The sequence below is a fragment of the Alkalilimnicola ehrlichii MLHE-1 genome (genome assembly GCF_000014785.1).
GTDB lineage: Bacteria > Pseudomonadota > Gammaproteobacteria > Nitrococcales > Halorhodospiraceae > Alkalilimnicola > Alkalilimnicola ehrlichii.
The window spans coordinates 319,193-336,054 of record NC_008340.1; the positions used below are offsets into that span (position 1 = coordinate 319,193).

Annotated in this window: 15 protein-coding genes and 1 tRNA gene; 12 read left to right on the forward strand and 4 right to left on the reverse strand. The window is 68.9% G+C overall.

Features of this window, described 5'->3' with window-relative positions; genetic code table 11:
* Positions 1-6: 6 nt before the first annotated feature.
* On the reverse strand, positions 7-1,092 hold the full coding sequence (gene prfA / locus MLG_RS01390; protein WP_011628029.1) for a peptide chain release factor 1: 1,086 nt from the start codon (positions 1,090-1,092) through the stop codon (positions 7-9).
* A complete protein-coding gene (gene hemA, locus MLG_RS01395) occupies positions 1,019-2,359 on the reverse strand; it encodes a glutamyl-tRNA reductase (protein WP_011628030.1) in 1,341 nt (446 codons plus the stop codon). The genes prfA and hemA overlap by 74 nt, the downstream gene beginning before the upstream one ends.
* 140 nt (positions 2,360-2,499) lie before the next feature.
* Between hemA and MLG_RS01400 the strand changes: the two genes are divergently transcribed.
* The 8 genes from MLG_RS01400 to ychF all read left to right on the forward strand — a co-directional run bounded on the left by MLG_RS01400 (position 2,500) and on the right by ychF (position 9,316).
* Positions 2,500-4,254 carry a tetratricopeptide repeat protein gene (locus MLG_RS01400; RefSeq protein WP_011628031.1) on the forward strand — a complete coding sequence of 585 codons (1,755 nt, stop codon included), beginning with the start codon at positions 2,500-2,502 and terminating at the stop codon, positions 4,252-4,254.
* Positions 4,251-4,853, forward strand: coding sequence for a lipoprotein insertase outer membrane protein LolB (gene lolB, locus MLG_RS01405; RefSeq protein ID WP_011628032.1), 603 nt, complete (start codon positions 4,251-4,253; stop codon positions 4,851-4,853). The genes MLG_RS01400 and lolB overlap by 4 nt, the downstream gene beginning before the upstream one ends.
* Positions 4,850-5,725: a 4-(cytidine 5'-diphospho)-2-C-methyl-D-erythritol kinase gene (ispE, locus tag MLG_RS01410; protein WP_011628033.1), complete on the forward strand. Its 876-nt coding sequence runs from the start codon at positions 4,850-4,852 to the stop codon at positions 5,723-5,725. The genes lolB and ispE overlap by 4 nt, the downstream gene beginning before the upstream one ends.
* Positions 5,726-5,752: 27 nt before the next feature.
* A tRNA-Gln gene (locus MLG_RS01415) sits at positions 5,753-5,827 on the forward strand.
* Positions 5,828-5,886: 59 nt separating this feature from the next.
* Positions 5,887-6,843 carry a ribose-phosphate diphosphokinase gene (locus MLG_RS01420; RefSeq protein WP_011628034.1) on the forward strand — a complete coding sequence of 319 codons (957 nt, stop codon included), beginning with the start codon at positions 5,887-5,889 and terminating at the stop codon, positions 6,841-6,843.
* A gap of 99 nt (positions 6,844-6,942) precedes the next feature.
* Entirely contained in the window at positions 6,943-7,587 is a 645-nt protein-coding gene (locus MLG_RS01425; RefSeq protein WP_011628035.1) for a 50S ribosomal protein L25/general stress protein Ctc, read from the forward strand.
* A gap of 32 nt (positions 7,588-7,619) precedes the next feature.
* Positions 7,620-8,213 (forward strand): aminoacyl-tRNA hydrolase, encoded by a 594-nt coding sequence (gene pth / locus MLG_RS01430; protein ID WP_011628036.1) that lies wholly within the window; start codon positions 7,620-7,622, stop codon positions 8,211-8,213.
* An 11-nt stretch (positions 8,214-8,224) separates the two neighbouring features.
* On the forward strand, positions 8,225-9,316 hold the full coding sequence (gene ychF, locus MLG_RS01435; RefSeq protein ID WP_011628037.1) for a redox-regulated ATPase YchF: 1,092 nt from the start codon (positions 8,225-8,227) through the stop codon (positions 9,314-9,316).
* On the opposite strand, the gene MLG_RS01440 is transcribed toward ychF, so the two are convergent.
* Positions 9,313-10,176 carry a sterol desaturase family protein gene (locus MLG_RS01440; protein ID WP_011628038.1) on the reverse strand — a complete coding sequence of 288 codons (864 nt, stop codon included), beginning with the start codon at positions 10,174-10,176 and terminating at the stop codon, positions 9,313-9,315. The two genes, ychF and MLG_RS01440, sit on opposite strands and share 4 nt — an antisense overlap.
* Before the next feature lie 85 nt (positions 10,177-10,261).
* On the opposite strand from MLG_RS01440, the gene MLG_RS01445 reads away from it, so the two are divergent.
* The 3 genes from MLG_RS01445 to pgi all read left to right on the forward strand — a co-directional run bounded on the left by MLG_RS01445 (position 10,262) and on the right by pgi (position 13,712).
* A complete protein-coding gene (locus MLG_RS01445) occupies positions 10,262-10,495 on the forward strand; it encodes a SlyX family protein (protein WP_011628039.1) in 234 nt (77 codons plus the stop codon).
* A gap of 204 nt (positions 10,496-10,699) precedes the next feature.
* On the forward strand, positions 10,700-12,043 hold the full coding sequence (locus MLG_RS01450) for a UDP-glucose dehydrogenase family protein (RefSeq protein ID WP_011628040.1): 1,344 nt from the start codon (positions 10,700-10,702) through the stop codon (positions 12,041-12,043).
* A gap of 7 nt (positions 12,044-12,050) precedes the next feature.
* Positions 12,051-13,712 (forward strand): glucose-6-phosphate isomerase, encoded by a 1,662-nt coding sequence (pgi, locus tag MLG_RS01455; RefSeq protein ID WP_011628041.1) that lies wholly within the window; start codon positions 12,051-12,053, stop codon positions 13,710-13,712.
* Here pgi and MLG_RS01460 read toward each other — a convergent pair.
* Positions 13,709-14,581: an ATP-binding protein gene (locus MLG_RS01460; RefSeq protein WP_011628042.1), complete on the reverse strand. Its 873-nt coding sequence runs from the start codon at positions 14,579-14,581 to the stop codon at positions 13,709-13,711. The genes pgi and MLG_RS01460 overlap by 4 nt on opposite strands.
* A 1,411-nt stretch (positions 14,582-15,992) precedes the next feature.
* Between MLG_RS01460 and bioD the strand changes: the two genes are divergently transcribed.
* Entirely contained in the window at positions 15,993-16,706 is a 714-nt protein-coding gene (bioD, locus tag MLG_RS01465; protein ID WP_011628043.1) for a dethiobiotin synthase, read from the forward strand.
* The last annotated feature ends 156 nt before the right edge of the window (positions 16,707-16,862 follow it).

Consider the following 16,862-nt stretch of genomic DNA (forward strand, 5'->3'; position numbering starts at 1 on the left):
GCCGGGTCAGTCCCCGGCGAGGGCGGCCAGTTGGTCCGCCTGGTGCTCGGTGCGCAGCGGTTCCACCAATTGATCGAGATCGCCCTGCAGGATCTCCTCCAGCCGGTAGAGGGTGAGGTTGATGCGGTGGTCGGTGATCCGGCCCTGGGGGAAATTGTAAGTGCGGATCCGCTCGGAGCGGTCGCCGCTGCCCACCAGTTGCCGGCGCTGCTCGGTCTGTTGGGCGCTCTGCTCGGCCTGCTGTGCGTTCTTCAGCCGGGCCTGCAGCAGCGCCAGGGCCTGGGCCCGGTTTTTGTGCTGTGAGCGCTCGCTCTGGCACTCCACCACCACCCCCGTGGGCAAGTGGGTGATGCGGATGGCGGAGTCGGTCTTGTTGACGTGCTGGCCGCCGGCCCCAGAGGCGCGGAAGGTGTCCACGCGCAATTCCGCGGGGTTGATGGTGATGTCCTCGACGGCGTCGGGCTCCGGCAGCACCGCCACGGTGCAGGCCGAGGTGTGGATACGCCCCTGGGACTCGGTCTCCGGCACCCGCTGGACCCGGTGGGCCCCGGACTCGAACTTGAGCCGCGACCAGGCCCCCTCGCCGCTGATGCGGGTGATCACCTCCTTGTAGCCGCCCTGTTCGCCCTCGCTGGCGCTGATCTCCTCCAGGCGCCAGCCGTGGCGCTCCGCGTAGCGGGCGTACATCCGCAGCAGGTCGCCGGCGAACAGCGCCGCCTCGTCGCCGCCGGTGCCGGCGCGGATCTCCAGGTAGAGGTTGCGGCCGTCGTTGGGGTCGGGGGGCAGCAGCAGGACTTGCAACTCGGCCTCCAGGGCCTCGAGTCGCGCCTGGGCCTGGCTGATCTCCTCCTCGGCCATCTCGCGGATCTCCAGGTCGTCGTCCCGGGCCATTTCCCGCGCCGAGGCCAGCGCCTGCTCGGTTTCCTGGTAGTGATTCAGCTCGGCGATGACCGGCTCAAGCTGGGCGTACTCGCGTGACAGGGCAGCAAAGCGCTTCTGATCAGAGGCGGTGTCCGGCTCAGCCAGTAGAGCGCTGATCTCCTCGTGCCGCTCCCTGAGTCGTTCCAGTTTGTTCCTTATCGACGCTTTCACGGGTGTCCTCGTTGGCGTTTTCGATCTGCAACAGGGTGCGTGCCAGCTCGATGCGCTCGCGGTCGCCGGCCTCAGCCGCCTCGCGCAGGCCCACGGTGGGGGCGTGCAGCAACCGGTTGGTGAGCGTGTGGCTCAGCCAGGCCAGCACCCGCTCCGGGGGCTCGCCGCAGCGCAGACGGCGGTTGGCCCGTTGCAGCAGCTCGCGCGCGTGGGCGTGGCCGCGCTCGCGAAAATCACAAATGCTGGCCACCGCCTGTTGGGCGCGCCGCCAGCTCAGAAATTGATCCACCTGGCGTTGGACGATCTCCTCGGCCTGGTGCGCGGCCTCCTCCCGCGAGCGTCGGTTCTCGGCAATCACCTCGCGCAGGTCGTCCACCGTGTACAGGTAGACATCGTCCAGGTTGCCGGCCTCCGGCTCGATATCCCGCGGCACGGCCAGGTCCAGCATGAACATGGGCCGGTGCCGGCGCTTGCGTACTGCCCGCTCCACCGTGCCCTTGCCCAGGATGGGTAGCGGGCTGGCGGTGGAGGCGACCAATACGTCCGCCTCCGGGAGCCGGGTGGGGATCTCGCTCAAGGGGATGGCCTCGCCGCCCTCCAGCTCCACCAATTGGCGGGCGCGCTCCAAGTTGCGGTTGGCGACGATGAGGTTCTTCAGCCCCTGCTCGCGCAGATGGCGCGCCACCAGTTCAATGGTCTCGCCGGCGCCGATGAGCAGTGCGGTGCGGTTTTGGAAGTCGTCGAAGATCTGTCGTGCCAGGGTCACGGCGGCGAAGGCCACCGAGACCGGATTGGCGCCGATGCCGGTGTCGGTCCGGACCTGTTTGGCCACCGAAAAGGCGTGCTGGAAGAGCCGGTCCAGCACGCGGCCCATGGTGCCGGCGTCGATGGCGCCCTGATAGGCGATCTTGGCCTGGCCGAGGATTTGCGGCTCGCCCAGCACCAGGGAGTCGAGGCCAGCCGAGACGCGCATCAGGTGGCGGACCGCGCCGGCACCCTCGTGCAGGTAGAGATAGTCGCGCAGCCATTCCGGGTCCAACCGGTGGTAGCGTGCCAGCCACTCGCCCAGCATCTCCGGTGCCCGGTCGTCCATCCGCACGTAAAGTTCGGTGCGGTTGCAGGTGGACAGGATGGCCGCCTCGCGCGCGGTGGTGTGAGCGCGCAAATGCTGCAGTGCCGCCGTAACCGCGTCCGGCGCGAAGACGATCTGCTCCCGGATGTTCACGGGGGCGCTCTTGTGGTTAAGGCCCAAGGCGAAAAGAGACATGAATGGCTACGTGTCAGCGGCGTAATTCGCGCCGGTGGCTTGTCAAAACGGCCGGCACCCGGTCCCCCGGCTGGTGTTGCACAGGTGCATCGGGCATCATCGCTATGGTAACGCTTTAAATCCCCGAGGGCAGCATTGGAATGCAGAAAGACCGCCTGACACCATGGCGCCGGCTTGGTATCGGCCACCGGCTGCTCCTGTCGCTCACCGCTTTGGCGGTGCTGGCCGGCTGCGCGTCCGTCGCCCCCGACTCCGCGCCCACCCCCGTTGAGCCGCCCGTCGCGGTGGTCAGCGACTTGCCCCCCTGGGAGGACGACCCCAAGGCGCGGCTGCTCTACACCATGATGGTGGCCGAGATGGCGCGCCACCGCGGCGACGCCGACCAGGCCCTGGCCGCCTATCTGGAGGCCATGCATCTTACCCGGGATACCCGGCCGGCTGAACAGGCCGCGCAGCTGGCGATCATCCAGGGGCGGCTCGACGATGCCCTGGCGGCGCTGCAGCGCTGGGATGCCCTGGATGACGACAACGCCGAGGTGGATCGGCTGCTGGGGTTGTTGCACCTGCGCGCCGGCGAGCCCGATCGTGCTTACCACCACCTGTCGCGCTACCTGGAGACGTTGGACGGCGAGGTGCGCCAGGCCTTTCAAGGGCTGGGTGAGCTGATGGGCCGTGAGGCGCGGGCGGACGACGTACTCCAGGTGCTGGAGCGGTTGGCGGATGAGTACGCCGGCCACGCCAGCGCGCAGGTGGCGTTGGCCCGGGCGGCCATGCAACTGGGGCGCCTGGAGACTGCCCTGGAGGCGTCCCGCCGAGCCGCCGAGCTGGACCCGGACTGGCAGGCGCCGCGGATGCTGGAGGTGCAAGCGCTGGTCAACCTAGACCGGCCCGAGGCCGCCCTGGACGTGGTGGAGGCGCTGCTGGCCCAGGATGCCGAGGACCGCAGCCTGCGGATGCTGCACGCCCGTCTGCTGGTCAACATGGGGCATCGCGAGCGCGCCCTGGAGGAGTTCGAGGTGTTGATGGCGCAGCGCCCCGATGACCTGGAGGTGGCCTATGCGGCAGCCCTTCTCGCCACCGACCTGCGCCGCTGGGACCAGGCCCGAGAATACTGGCAGTTCATTGCCAAGCGGGCCTATCAGCGTGCCGAGGCCTTTTACCGTCTGGGCCGCATCGCCGAGCAGGAGGGTAACCGGGAGGAGGCGCGTGCCTGGTACGAGCGGGTGCCCGGTGAGTATTGGACCGACGCGCAACTGGCGCTGGCGCGCATGGAGATGGACGACGGCCGCGAAACGCAGGCCCGGGAGCGGCTGGCGGCGGTGCGCGAGCAACGCCCGGCGGAGCGCACCCGGGCCTGGACCCAGGAGGCCCATCTGTTGTCCGGTCAGGGCCGGGCCGGAGAGGCGGTGGCGTTGCTCGATGACGCCCTGGAGGCGGAGCCGGGGGACCACAGCCTGCTCTACGCCCGTGCCCTGGCGCGGGTGGAGACGGGGGATCTGGCCGGGGCGGAGGCGGACCTGCGCGCCATTCTGGCCGATGAACCGGACGACGCCCACGCCCTGAACGCCCTGGGGTATACCCTGGCCGATGCCGGTGAGCGCCTGGAGGAGGCCCGCGAGCTCATCGCCCGTGCGCTGGCACAGGAGCCCGACCATCCGGCGATTCTCGATAGCAAGGGCTGGGTGCTCTACCGTCTGGGCAAGCCGGAGGCTGCGCTCGACTATCTGGAGCGGGCCTGGGCCCGGCAGCCGGATCCGGAGATTGGCGCCCACCTGGGCGAGGTGCTCTGGGTGCTGGGCCGCCGAGAGGAGGCGCGCGCCATCTGGGAGGCCGCCGAGGAACTGGAAGCCGACCACCCGGTACTGCGGGAGACCCTGGAGCGGCTGCGGCCATGAGGCGCGGGCGTCTGCTTATTGCCGGCCTGGCGGCGCTGGTGCTGTCCGCCTGCGCCACCCTCCCCGAGCCGGTGGACGACCCAAAGGCCCGCTACCAGGAGGCGGTCGAGCGACTGCGGGCGCAGACCGACTGGGACGCGAGCGGGCGTGCCGCCCTGCGCACTGCGGACGATGCCGGCAGCCTGTCGTTGGAATGGCGCCAGCGCGGAGAGACCTACCAAGTGGACCTGCGCGCCCCCCTGGGTGCCGGCAGCGCGCGGCTGGAGGGCGGGCCGGAGGGGGTCTGGCTGACCACCTCGGCCGGTGACCGCGAGTACGCCCCGGACCCCGAGACCCTGGTGGCCTGGTTCACCGGCTACCAGGTGCCCGTCAGCGCCCTGCGCTACTGGCTGCGTGGCCTCGACGCCCCGGGGCCTGAGGTGGAGCGGCTGGACCTCGACCCGGCCGGGCGACCGGAGCGGCTGCATCAGGCCGGCTGGGAGGTGGTCTACCGGGACTGGAGCCAGACCAACGGCCTGCCACTGCCCCGGCGGTTGGACATCTCCCGCGGCGAGGACAGCGTGCGGGTGGTGATCCGCGATTGGAGCCTGGCACCATGAGCTGGTCCCGCCACTGGCCGGCCCCGGCCAAGATTAACCTTTTCCTGCACATCCTCGGCCGCCGCCCCGACGGCTATCATCGGCTGCAGACCGCCTTCCAGATCCTGGACCGGGGTGACGAACTGGCGTTCCGGGTCCGCCCCGACGGTGAGCTGCGGCGCCGGGGCGGACTGGATCACGTGCCGCCGGACCAGGACCTGACCGTGCGTGCCGCCCGCCTGCTGCAACAGACCACCGGTTGCCGGCTCGGCGCGGACATCGTGCTGGACAAACGCCTGCCCGATGGCGGCGGCCTGGGCGGCGGCAGCTCCAACGCCGCCACCGTGCTGCAAGCCTTGAACCGGCTCTGGGGCACCGGCCTGTCGACCCTGGAGCTGGCTGGCCTGGGTCTGCGGCTGGGCGCCGATGTGCCGGTCTTCGTGCATGGCCGAACCGCCTGGGCGGAGGGGGTGGGCGAGCGGCTTACCCCCATTGAGACCCCGTCGCGCTGGTTTCTGGTGGTGCATCCCGGGTGCCGCGTGTCCACCGCCGAGGTCTTCGCCGCGGAGGGTTTGACAAGGGACAGCGCGCCGAGCACAATATCGGCCCTTCGCGCCGGGAGGGTCCGCAATGACTGCGAGCCCTGGGTGCGTGCCCACTACCGCGCCGTGGACGAGGCCCTGGGTTGGCTGTCGCGGTTTGCGCCGGCACGCATGACCGGCACGGGGGCCTGCGTGTTCGCGCCCTTCGAGCGCGAGGCGCAGGCCCGGGCCGCGCTGGACAGGCTGCCGGCCGCCTGGCAGGGTTTCGTGGCGCAAGGCGTTGCGTGCTCCTCCTTGCTTGGGCGGTTGCGTGGTGAGCAGGACAGCGCCGACAGGGATGGCCCGACATAGCCGACGGTGTCGGCACCGATCAACAACTGGGGCGTCGCCAAGCGGTAAGGCACGGGTTTTTGGTACCCGCATTCCCAGGTTCGAATCCTGGCGCCCCAGCCATTTCCCTTCCCGCGAGCAGCCGGCTCAACCGGACCGCAACCGCAACGGGGTAGTGCGCTGTGAATGACAACGGACGCATGATGGTGTTTGCGGGTAACTCTAACCCGCAACTGGCCGAGTCCATTGCCGAGCATCTCAAGACCCGCCTGGGCCACGCCGTGGTCGGTCGCTTCAGCGACGGCGAGATCATGGTGGAGGTCAACGAACACGTGCGCGGCAAGGACGTCTTCGTGGTCCAGTCCACCTGCGCACCCAGCAACGACAACCTCATGGAGTTGCTGGTCATCATCGATGCCCTGCGCCGGTCCTCCGCCGCCCGCATCACCGCGGTCATCCCCTACTTCGGCTATGCCCGTCAGGACCGCCGCCCGCGCTCCCAGCGCGTGCCCATCTCGGCGCGGCTGGTGGCGAACATGCTGGAGGCGGCCGGGGTCAACCGCGTGCTCACGGTGGACCTGCACGCCGACCAGATCCAGGGCTTTTTCAACATCCCGGTGGACAACGTCTACGCCTCGCCCATGCTGCTGGGCGATATCTGGCGCCAGCTCTATCCGCGCAAGATCGTCGTCTCGCCGGACGTGGGCGGCGTGGTGCGCGCCCGGGCCATTGCCAAGAGACTGGACGACGCCGACCTGGCCATTATCGACAAGCGCCGGCCGCGGGCCAACGAGTCCAAGGTCATGAACATCATCGGCGATGTGCAGGACAAGACCTGCATCATCGTCGACGACATGGTGGATACCGCCGGCACCCTCTGTGAGGCGGCCAAGGTGCTCAAGGACAAGGGCGCCTTCAAGGTGGTGGCCTACATTACCCACCCGGTGTTGTCGGGCAATGCCATCAACCGGATCAGCGAGTCCCACCTGGATGAGCTGGTGGTGAGCAATACGATCCCGCTGAGCAGCGAGGCCCAGTCCTGCGATAAGATCCGCCAGCTGTCCATTGCGGACATCCTGGCCGAGACCATGCGGCGCGTCAGCCAGGACGAGTCGGTCAGCGAGCTGTTCGTGGAGTAAGACCCGATTTCAAACGCGGGGCCGTCCGCCGGGCGGCCCTTTATCACAAGCCGCCGAACCTGGTCGCGGGGGAGGCGGTGTTTTGTATGGAGAGGACCCATGTCTGCCATTGAAATGAAACTCGACGCCGAGCTGCGCACGGAGACAGGGAGAGGTGCGAGCCGCCGCCTGCGCCGTGCCAAGCGCGTGCCCGCCATCATGTACGGCGGTCACCAGGAGCCCCAGGCCATCACCCTAAACCTGCTGCAGCTGGACCGACTGATGCAGGAAGAGGCCTTCTACTCCCAGATCCTCACCGTCAACCTGGACGGTAAGAGTGAGCAGGTCATCGTCAAGGACTTGCAGCGCCACCCCTTCAAGCCGCTGGTCGAGCATGTGGACCTGCAGCGGGTGGTGGCGGGCGAGAAGGTGCATACCTCGGTGCCGGTTCACTTTGTCAACGAGGACAAGGCCCCGGGCATCAAGGCCGGCGGTATCATCCACCACGATCTCAACGAGATCGAGATCGCCTGCCTGCCTAAGGACCTGCCCGAGTACCTGGAGGTGGACGTCTCCGCGCTGGAGCTGGGCAGCGCCATCCACCTCTCCGACGTGCCGCTGCCGGCCGGGGTGGAGATCCCGGAGCTCGTTCAGGGTGCGGACCACGACCACCCGGTGGTGTCCATTCACGCCAGCCGCAAGGCCAAGGCCGACGAGGACGAGGCGGCCGAGGGTGAGGAAGGCGAGGAGGGCGCCGAGGACTGAGTGCCTCGCCGCCGGCCTGAACGGGGGTGCCCATGACTGACAGCCCTCAGCCCATTCAGCTGATCGTCGGCCTGGGCAACCCCGGCGATCGTTACGCGGGAACCCGGCACAATGCCGGGTTCTGGCTGTTGGACGAGCTGTTGCGCCGCCACGGCGGGGCGCTGCGGCCCGAGCGCCGCTACCACGCCGATCTGGCGACCCTTCACCTGGGGCCGCATCAGTGCCGACTGATGCGGCCGCAGACCTACATGAACCGCAGCGGCCAGGCGGTGGGGCCTTACGCCCAGTTCTTCCGGCTGCCACCGGAGTCGATCCTGGTGGTCCACGACGAGATCGACCTGCCGCCAGGTCAGGTCAAGCTGAAACAGGGCGGCGGGCATGGGGGCCACAATGGCCTTCGCGATATTATCCGGGCCCTCGGCAACGAGCGGGGCTTTTGCCGTGCCCGGATCGGCGTCGGCCATCCCGGTCATCGCGACGGTGTGGTGCCCTACGTGCTGTCGCGGCCCGCGCCCGACGAGCGACGGGCCATCGCCGACGCCGTGGAGGAGCTGGCCGACTGCGTGGAATGGCTGCTCGCCGGCGACTGGGGGCGTGCCTGCCAGCGCCTGCACTCCCGGTCCTGACGGAGAGAGTTATGGGTTTCAAATGCGGAATCGTGGGGCTGCCCAACGTGGGCAAGTCCACGCTGTTCAATGCCCTCACCCAGGCGGAGATCCCCGCCGAGAACTACCCCTTCTGCACCATCGACCCCAACGTGGGGGTGGTGCCGGTGCCCGATCCGCGGCTGGACCGGCTGGCGGAGATCGTCAAACCCGAGAAGGTCATCCCCACCACCATGGAGTTCGTGGACATCGCCGGCCTGGTGGCCGGGGCGAGCAAGGGCGAGGGCCTGGGCAACCAGTTCCTGGCCCATATCCGCGAGACCGATGCCGTAGCCCAGGTGCTGCGCTGTTTCGAGGACGACGACGTCCACCATGTGGACGGCCGGGTGGACCCGATCTCCGACGCCGAAACCATCAACACCGAGCTGGCCCTGGCGGACCTGGAGACGGTGGAGAAGGCCCTCAGCCGGGTGGAGCGCCAGACCAAGAGCGGTGACAAGGAGGCGGTGGCCAAACGCGATGTGCTGCTGCGGGTGCGCGACGGGCTGGGCGAGGGCCACTCGGTGCGGAGCCTGGCGCTGGACGAGGCCGCACGGGCGCTGATCGCCGATCTGCACCTCATCACCATCAAGCCGTTGATGTACATCGCCAACGTCGCCGAGGACGGTTTCGAGGACAACCCCCTCCTCGATCAGGTCCGCGAACTGGCCCGGGCCGAGGCCGCCGAGGTGGTGCCGGTGTGCGCCGCCATTGAGGCGGAACTGGCCGCGCTGGACGACGAGGACAAGGCGGAGTTTCTGGCCGAGTACGGGCTGGAGGAGCCGGGGCTGAACCGGGTGATCCGCTGCGGCTACCGCCTGCTTGGGCTGCAGACCTTCTTCACCGCCGGCAAGAAGGAGGTGCGGGCCTGGACCGTCCGCCGGGGTGCGACGGCGCCTGAGGGGGCCGGCCGCATCCATACCGACTTCCAGCGTGGTTTTATCCGCGCCGAGGTGGTCAGCTATGATGACTTCGTCGCCTGCAATGGCGAGCAGGGGGCCAAGGAGGCCGGCAAACTGCGCCTGGAGGGCAAGGACTACGTCCTGGCCGAGGGCGACGTGGTGCACTTCCGGTTCAACGTCTAACCGCCCTTGCCCCGCTCCCCGTCGGCCCGTTCCGGCCGCGCGTTGATGGGATAGCTGTGGGTCGGGCCGCGGAAGGGCTGGATCAGCAGCTGGTCCAGGCGCAGGTCGCGGGCGTCGCGAAAGAGATTGATGCCGATGGTCATGCCCAGGTGCCCGTCCCGCGGCTGGGCCCGGTAGGTGCCCAGCAGCCGGTCCCACCAGGGCAGGTTGAAGCCGAAGTTGGAATTGGTCTCGTTGGGGTGCCAGGAGTGGTGGACGCGGTGCATCTCCGGGGTCACCACCAGCCAGCGCAGGACCCGGTCCACCCGCGCCGGCAGCCGGACGTTGCCGTGGTTGAACAGGGAGGTGGCGTTGAGCAGCACCTCGAACAACAGGACCGCCACCGCAGGCGCCCCCAGCATGACGATTACCCCGGCCTTGATCACCATGGAGAGCAGGATCTCCAGCGGGTGGAAGCGCAGGCCGGTGGTGACGTCGAACTCCAGGTCGGTGTGGTGCATCCGGTGCAGCCGCCAGAGTGCCGGCACCGCGTGAAACATGACATGCTGGGCCCAGATGGCGAAATCCAGCAGAATGACGCTGAGCAGCACCACCAGCCAGAAGGGCCAGTCCAGCAGGTGGAACAGCCCCCAGCCATGGGCCTCGGCGAACAGGGCCACGCCCACCGCGGCGGCCGGAAAAACCAGACGCACGGCCAGGCTGTCCACAATGACGATCGCCAGGTTGTGGGGCCAGCGCTGGCGGCGGCCGAACTGCTGCCGGCGGCGTGGGGCCAGCAACTCCCAGGCGGCCATGGCCGCAAAGATGCCGGCGAAGGCCGCCAGGCGTACCAGCGGTTCCTGGGCTAGCAACCACTCCATGGGGACCTCCGGTACTGGTGGTCGGTGAGATTCAATGGTATGCGGGGGGCGGTGGCAAGACCAGCGCCCGGAGAGGGAGGGGCCAATGAGTAACCGGGGCACTGTGAGCGCGGAGCACCTGTTCCGCCTGGAGGAGAAACTGGCCCACCAGGAGCACACTATCGGTGAGCTGGACGGTGTCATCTACCGTCAGCAACGCCAGCTCGATGAGCTGACGGCGCGCTACCGGCAGCTGGAGGCGCTGGTGGAACGGATGGTGCGCCGGAGCGAGGACGGTGGCGGGGGCGAGCCGCAGCAGGAGCGGCCCCCGCACTATTAACCCGGCTGACACCCTGCCGGGTTACCCTGTCCGCGGGACGCGGTACGGGCGCGCTCCCGGTCAGGGCCGCGAAGCCTGGGGCTGCATGAGACCGGGTTCGCGCTAGAATGTACCGCTAGTGACGGTCTATAACACTTGGAACTCAGTACGCGCTGAGGGAACAGCGGCCCGCCGCGCCGCGAACAGCAAGCAATTGGGGACGACATGAAGATCACCATCTTTGGTACCGGCTACGTGGGTCTGGTTACCGGCACCTGCTTTGCCGAGGCCGGCAACGATGTGCTCTGTGTGGACATCGACGAGGAGCGTATCGAGCAGCTCAATGACGGCGAGGTGCCGATCTACGAGCCGGGCCTGGAGGACATGCTCGCCTGCAACATGGATGAGGGCCGGCTGCGCTTCACCACGGACGCCGCCGAGGGCGTGGCTCACGGTCAGTTCCAGTTCATCGCCGTGGGCACGCCCCCGGACGAGGACGGGTCGGCGGATCTCAGCCACGTACTGGCAGTGGCCCGCACCATCGGCGAGCACATCGACGACTACCGGGTGGTGGTGGACAAGTCCACGGTCCCGGTGGGCACGGCCGACCGGGTCCATGCCGCCATCCTCGAGGCAATGGAGGCGCGCGGCGTGGATGTGGCCTTCGATGTGGTTTCCAACCCGGAGTTCCTCAAGGAGGGGGCCGCCATTGAGGACTTCATGAAGCCGGATCGCATCATCGTCGGGGCCGAGAACCCGGCGGCGGTTGCCCTGATGCGGGACCTCTACGCCCCGTTCAACCGCAACCACGACCGGCTGATCTTCATGGACGTGCGCTCGGCGGAGCTGACCAAATATGCCTCCAACGCCATGCTGGCCACCAAGATCAGCTTCATGAACGAGCTGTCCAACCTGGCCGAGCGTCTGGGAGCGGACATCGAGGAGGTGCGCCGGGGCATGGGCTCTGATCCGCGCATCGGTTACCACTTCATCTATCCCGGCTGTGGCTACGGCGGCTCCTGTTTCCCGAAGGACGTGCAGGCGCTGGCCCGCACCGCGCGCCAGGCGCACTACGAGCCGGAGCTGCTGGATGCGGTGGAGGCGGTGAACCACCGCCAGAAGCGCCATTTGGTGCGCCGTATCCGCCACTATTTCGAGGACAACCTGGAGCGGCGCACCTTTGCCCTCTGGGGCCTGGCCTTCAAGCCCAACACCGACGATATGCGCGAGGCGCCCTCGCGGGTGATCATGGAGGCGCTCTGGGATGCCGGTGCCCGGGTCCGCGCCTACGACCCCGAGGCGCAGGACGAGGCCGCCAGACTCTACCCCGATGAGGCCGGGCTGGAGCTCTGCGGCAGCCCCTATGATGCCCTGGAGGGGGCGGATGCATTGATCATCTGCACCGAGTGGCAGGTTTTCCGCAGCCCCGATTTCGACCGTATGCGGCGGCTGCTAAGCGAGCCGGTGATCTTTGACGGCCGTAATCTCTACGACCCGGAGAAGATGCTGGCCGCAGGCTTCGTCTACTATGGTATCGGCCGGGGCGAGAGCGTCGATACGCTCATCTGAGGCGGGTATGAGCGACAGTGCGGTACCGCGACTGACCGAGTCCGCCGCCTGGCAGGCGCTCGGGGCACGGGCCGGTGATCTGCGTGGCTGGCGGCCGCCGCTGAAGGGCACGCAGGGCGAGCAGCGTTTCCGTCGTTTCAGCCTGCAGTTGGACGGGCTGTTTTTCGACTACGCCCGCCAGCCGGTGGATGAGACCACCCGCGATCTGCTGTTGGAGCTGGCCCGCGAGCGGCGGCTTCCGGAGCGGATCCGGGCCCTGTTCGCGGGGGAGCCGGTGAATGCCACCGAGGGCCGGCCGGCGCTGCACACCCTGCTGCGCGCGCCTGAGGGGTCGGCCTTCCCGGTACACGGGGCCGATGCCCGGGCGGCGGTGCGCACCGAGCTGGCGCGCATGACCCGTTTCGTCGACCGTGTGCACCGGGGTCTGGTCCACGGCTGGGACGACCGGCCCTTCACCGATGTGGTCAACCTGGGTATCGGCGGCTCGGAGCTTGGCGCGGCGATGGCGGTCCAGGCGCTGTCGCGGTTCCATCAGCGCGAGGCGCCGCGGATGCATTTCGCCTCCGGCTCCGACGGGGTGCAGCTGGAGGATCTGATCCGGCGGCTCGACCCGGCCACCACGCTTTTCATCGTGGCCTCCAAGTCCTTCACCACCAGCGAGACCCTGCTCAATGCCCGGGCGGCCCTGCACTGGCTGGAGGCCTGCGCACCGGAGGGGGCGCACCTGGCCCGCCACTGGGTGGGGGTGTCGGCCAATGAGGAGGGGATGGCCCGTTTCGGTATCCCGGAGGAGCAGCGGTTCCGCATTTGGGACTGGGTTGGGGGGCGCTATTCCGTGGCCTCTGCCATGGGACTGCCGGTGGCGCTCGCGGTGGGCATGCGGCATTTTCAGGATTTCCTCGCCGGCATGCACGCCATGGACCGCCATTTCGAGGAGGCGCCGCTGCCGGTGAATCTGCCGGTGATCGCCGGTCTGCTCCAGGTCTGGTCGATCAACTTCCTCGGTGCCCACACCCACTGTGTGTTGCCTTACCACCAGCGCCTGGCCCGTCTGCCCGCCTGGCTGCAGCAGTTGGAGATGGAGAGCCTGGGCAAGCGGGTGGACAGCGGCGGTCGGCCGGTGGACTACCACACCGGCGCTGTGGTGTTCGGCGAGACGGGCTTCCACGCCCAGCACTCCTTTGCCCAGCTGCTGTTCCAGGGCAGTTGCCCGGTGGCCGTGGATTTCCTGATCAGCCGGGAGGATGCCTCCGGTCTTGCGGTCTTTCACGGTGTCGCCCAGGCGCAGGCGTTGGGGCAGGGCCGGGCGCTGATGACCGGGCGTGATCGTGCCACTCTGGCCGGTGAGATGATCCGCGCCGGGGTGGACGAAGAGCAGCGCCAGGCCCTATTGGCGCACCGGGAGATACCCGGTGGCCGGCCCAGTAACACGCTGGTCTTCCCCCGTCTGGATCCCTACAACCTGGGGCGCCTGATCGCCTTCTACGAGCACCGCACCTTCGTGCAGGCGTCGATCTGGGATATCAATCCCTTTGATCAGTGGGGGGTGGAGCTGGGCAAGCAACTGACCCGGGCGCTGTTGCCGGCGGTGACCGGTGAGACGGACCCGGCGGCGGATCTCGACGCGAGTTCTTGCGGCCTGATCCGTATCCTGCGCGGGGCGGATTAAACCGGGTCGGCCAGTCCCCGTCGTCCGGCGTAGTCGCGGGCGAACTGCCAGGCCACCCGGCCGCTGCGTGAGCCCCGTCCCAGGGCGTAGCGCAGTGCCTCGGCGCGGATCTGCTCCGGGTCGTCCGCGGTCGCTCCCAGCCGTTTCAGCCAGCTGAAGACGATCTCCAGGTAGGCCTCCTGATCGAAGGGGTAGAAGGAGAGCCAGAGACCGAAGCGCTCGGAGAGTGAGATTTTTTCTTCCACCGCCTCGCCGTGGTGGATCTCTCCGTCCACCAGGCGGGTCTGTTCGTTCTCGCTGTGGTATTCCGGAAGCAGGTGCCGGCGGTTGGAGGTGGCGTAGATCAGTACGTTCTCCGGTGCCACGCTGATGGAGCCGTCCAGGGCGGCCTTGAGGGCCTTGTAGCCGGGGTCGTCGGCCTCGAAGGAGAGGTCGTCGCAGAAGAGGATGAAGCGTTCGGGGCGGTCGGCCAGTTGTTCCAGCAGCAGGGGCAGGTCGGGCAGGTGGTAGCGGTCCAGTTCCACCAGCCGCAGGCCCTGGTCGGCGTAGCGGGTGAGCAGGGCCTTGACCAGAGAGGACTTGCCGGTGCCGCGGGAGCCCCAGAGCAGGGCGTTGTTGGCGGGCAATTGCCGGAGGAATTGGCGGGTGTTGCGATCGAGGGCGGTCCGCTGGCGGTCGATCCCCTTGAGCGCCTCCGGCGCGATGCGGTGGGGGTGGCGCACCGGCACTAGGCCGGCACGGTGGCCTTCGCGACTCCAGCGCAGGGCGCTCACCTGGTCCCAGGGGATGTCGGGTTGCGCCGGCAGCAGGGGTTCGAGGCGGTCGAGCAGTTGTTCCGCGCGATCCAGGAATTGCTTGAGTCGGTCCATGGTGTGCTGTCCTCCCGCGGCGGGTGTGTGGGAAGTTTGCCACAATTTCCGTGGTTGGCAGGTTGGCAGGTTGGCAGGTTGGCAGGTTGGCAGGTTGGCAGGTTGGCAGGTTGGGTAGAAGGGGTGTAGGGCAAAGGGGAGGACCGCAACATCGGGGAGGATCCGGTGGCTCGCCCCGGCCGTCACCGCCGCGGCTGCCCCGCCGCCCCCGTCACTGCGAGGAGGCGAAGCCGACGCGGCAGTCTACCGCCCTGGATCGCCACGGGCCTGCGGCCCTCGCGATGACGGGGGGCGCCGTCGCCCCCGTCACTGCGAGGAGGCGAAGCCGACGTGGCAGTCCACCGCTCTGGATCGCCACGGGCCTTCGGCCCTCGCGATGACGGGGGGGCGCCGTCGCCCCCGTCACTGCGAGGAGGCGAAGCCGACGTGGCAGTCTACCGCCCTGGATCGCCACGGGCCTTCGGCCCTCGCGATGACGGGGGGGCGTCGTCGCCCCCGTCACTGCGAGGAGGCGAAGCCGACGTGGCAGTCTACCGCCCTGGATCGCCACGGGCCTTCGGCCCTCGCGATGACGGGGGGGCGTCGTCGCCCCCGTCACTGCGAGGAGGCGAAGCCGACGCGGCAGTCTACCGCCCTGGATCGCCACGGGCCTTCGGCCCTCGCGATGACGGTGGGGGCGCCGCCGCCCCCGTCACTGCGAGGAGGCGAAGCCGACGCGGCAGTCTACCGCCCTGGATCGCCACGGGCCTTCGGCCCTCGCGATGACGGTGGGGGCGCCGCCGCCCCCGTCACTGCGAGGAGGCGAAGCCGACGCGGCAGTCTACCGCCCTGGATCGCCACGGGCCGTCGGCCCTCGCGATGACGGTGGGGGCGCCGCCGCCCCCGTCACTGCGAGGAGGCGAAGCCGACGCGGCAGTCTACCGCCCTGGATCGCCACGGGCCGTCGGCCCTCGCGATGACGGTGGGGGCGCCGCCGCCCCCGTCACTGCGAGGAGGCGAAGCCGACGCGGCAGTCCACCGCCCTGGATCGCCACGGGCCTTCGGCCCTCGCGATGACGGGGGGGCGCCGTCGCCCCCGTCACTGCGAGGAGGCGAAGCCGACGTGGCAGTCCACCGCTCTGGATCGCCACGGGCCTTCGGCCCTCGCGATGACGGTGGGGGCGCCGTCGCCCCCGTCACTGCGAGGAGGCGAAGCCGACGCGGCAGTCTACCGCCCTGGATCGCCACGGGCCTTCGGCCCTCGCGATGACGGTGGGGAAGGCCTTCGGCCCTCGCCATGATGGGGGCGGGAAGGCATTTGACCCTCGTCATGACGGTGGGGCAAGGGGCCCCTCCCGTTGATCACGTGGGAGGGCCATGACAGCCGGTGGCCGCCGTGTTGAAATGGGTGTGGTCACGAGGAGCATCGCGAATGAGTCGATATCACCCGGAAGAGCCGCGCCCCTGCGGGGCCTTTGTCACCGGTACCGATACCGGTATCGGTAAGACGGTGGTCGCCTGCGGGCTGGTGCGGGCGGCGCTGGACCGGGGGTTGGAGACGGTGGCGCTGAAGCCGGTCTCGGCGGGCTGTGAGGAGACGCCTGAGGGGCTGCGCAACGAAGACGCCGAGCTGCTTCGACGGCTGTTCGATCCGCCACTGCCCTACGACAAGGTCAACCCGGTGGCGTTGCGGGCCGCGGCGGCGCCCCACCTGGCGGCGGCGGAGGAGGGCATTCATATCCCGGTGGCGAATCTCGCCGCCCAGGCCCGTGCCTTTGCCCAGGCCTCGGACTTCGTGGTGGTGGAGGGCGCCGGGGGGTGGCGGGTGCCTCTGGATGACCACCACACCATGGCTGATCTCGCCCTCGCCATGGATGTGCCGGTGGTGCTGGTGGTCGGTATCCGGCTCGGTTGCCTGAACCACGCGCTGCTGACCGCCGAGGCGGTGCGCCGCGACGGCCTGCCCCTGGCGGGTTGGGTGGCCAACCGCGTGGACCCGGACGATGGGCGCAGCGATGCCCAGGTGGGGGCGCTGCGCCAGCGGCTGCAGGCCCCCCTGCTGGGCGACCTGCCCTGGATGGACCGGTGGGACCCGTCGGCGGTGGCCGCCCGCCTGGACATCGAGCCCCTCCTCTCTGCCCTCTGATCCCACCCCCAAGGCGTGGCCCACAAAGGGAAACCGCGTCTTATCTTTGCCCTTTACTCCGCACATTCCTGGGCTATGCTTCAGGAAAATGCCTGACATGAGGGTCGGGTATTGTCGTACGGTCAACGGAACCGTGTCGCCACCGGCTGCCAAACC

What these genes read in the sequence shown, in the direction of transcription:
- hemA (WP_011628030.1), bottom strand. Translation starts at nt 2,359, where the DNA reads ATGTCTCTTTTCGCCTTGGGCCTTAACCACAAGAGCGCCCCCGTGAAC.
- pgi (WP_011628041.1), top strand. Translation starts at nt 12,051, where the DNA reads ATGAGCGACAGTGCGGTACCGCGACTGACCGAGTCCGCCGCCTGGCAG.
- MLG_RS01450 (WP_011628040.1), top strand. Translation starts at nt 10,700, where the DNA reads ATGAAGATCACCATCTTTGGTACCGGCTACGTGGGTCTGGTTACCGGC.
- MLG_RS01445 (WP_011628039.1), top strand. Translation starts at nt 10,262, where the DNA reads ATGAGTAACCGGGGCACTGTGAGCGCGGAGCACCTGTTCCGCCTGGAG.
- lolB (WP_011628032.1), top strand. Translation starts at nt 4,251, where the DNA reads ATGAGGCGCGGGCGTCTGCTTATTGCCGGCCTGGCGGCGCTGGTGCTG.
- ispE (WP_011628033.1), top strand. Translation starts at nt 4,850, where the DNA reads ATGAGCTGGTCCCGCCACTGGCCGGCCCCGGCCAAGATTAACCTTTTC.
- bioD (WP_011628043.1), top strand. Translation starts at nt 15,993, where the DNA reads ATGAGTCGATATCACCCGGAAGAGCCGCGCCCCTGCGGGGCCTTTGTC.
- pth (WP_011628036.1), top strand. Translation starts at nt 7,620, where the DNA reads ATGACTGACAGCCCTCAGCCCATTCAGCTGATCGTCGGCCTGGGCAAC.
- MLG_RS01460 (WP_011628042.1), bottom strand. Translation starts at nt 14,581, where the DNA reads ATGGACCGACTCAAGCAATTCCTGGATCGCGCGGAACAACTGCTCGAC.
- MLG_RS01425 (WP_011628035.1), top strand. Translation starts at nt 6,943, where the DNA reads ATGTCTGCCATTGAAATGAAACTCGACGCCGAGCTGCGCACGGAGACA.
- MLG_RS01400 (WP_011628031.1), top strand. Translation starts at nt 2,500, where the DNA reads ATGCAGAAAGACCGCCTGACACCATGGCGCCGGCTTGGTATCGGCCAC.
- ychF (WP_011628037.1), top strand. Translation starts at nt 8,225, where the DNA reads ATGGGTTTCAAATGCGGAATCGTGGGGCTGCCCAACGTGGGCAAGTCC.
- MLG_RS01440 (WP_011628038.1), bottom strand. Translation starts at nt 10,176, where the DNA reads ATGGAGTGGTTGCTAGCCCAGGAACCGCTGGTACGCCTGGCGGCCTTC.